General features: G+C 65.8%; 1 protein-coding gene. It reads right to left on the bottom strand.

Annotated features, from left to right (window positions below):
- Positions 1-12: 12 nt before the first annotated feature.
- A complete protein-coding gene (locus Cba03nite_RS39425; RefSeq protein ID WP_203757697.1) occupies positions 13-867 on the bottom strand; it encodes an IS5 family transposase in 855 nt (284 codons plus the stop codon).
- Between the last annotated feature and the right edge of the window lie 108 nt (positions 868-975).

Below are 975 nucleotides of genomic sequence, written 5' to 3'. Positions count from 1 at the left end.
AGGGTGACTGGTTCAGATCGGTGAGGTTGTATCCGTTTTGAGCGCGTGATCGCGCCACGACGAGACAACCTCACCGGTCAACCTCCGGCTCATCGCGCCGATCATCGCCCAGTGGATCAGCGAGGCCGAGTGCTCGGCCAGACCCTCATAGTCACGGGCCAACCTGCGGTGCAGCATCAGCCACCCAAACGTGCGCTCCACCGGCCACCGCACCGTCGGCGAGAAACCCTTCACCGCCGGGTCGCGCACGACGACCTCGACGTCGATCTCGTGCGCCATGCCGCGTTCGATCACACTGCGCTGGTACCCCCGGTCGACCCAGGCCTTGACCACCGTCGGATACGAGCGGGCCAGAGCGTCGACCAGGTCCCGGCCGCCGGCCGTGTCATGCACCGACGCCGCCGTGATCAGCACGACCAGCAGCAGCCCGAGGGTGTCCACCGCGACATGCCGCTTGCGGCCCTTGATCTTCTTGCCCGCGTCGATGCCCTGCGCAGACTCGGCCACGTTGCCCGACGTCTTCACACTCTGCGCATCCAGGATCGCCGCGCTCGGCTGCGCCGCACGCCCGGCCGCCTGCCGCACCTTCGTACGCAGCAGATCATGGATCTTCTGCGTGGTCCCGTCCTTGGCCCACTTGGCGAAGTAGTCGTACACCGTCTTGTACGGCGGAAAGTCGTGCGGCAGGTACTCCCACGCGATACCCGACCTGGTCACATACAAGATGGCGTTCACGATCTCCCGCAGGTCGTGCACCGGTGGCCTGATGCCCAGCCCACCCCTGCCCGCCCGCCATTCGGTCAGCAACGGCTCGATCAGGGCCCAGCGGGCGTCAGACAGATCGGAGGGGTAAGCCCGGCGCGAGATCGTCACGACCACGCGTACTACCAGTCCACACCACAAATGTGTGGGACCTTCGCACCCGACACCCACCCCACCGACCGCAAACCATCACTTAACTGAATCAGTCGCCCT

Origin of the sequence: Catellatospora bangladeshensis (genome assembly GCF_016862575.1) — a bacterium.
Lineage (GTDB): Bacteria > Actinomycetota > Actinomycetes > Mycobacteriales > Micromonosporaceae > Catellatospora > Catellatospora bangladeshensis.
Note: the sequence above shows the minus strand (reverse complement) of the source record. Positions and strands in the feature narration are given on the sequence as shown.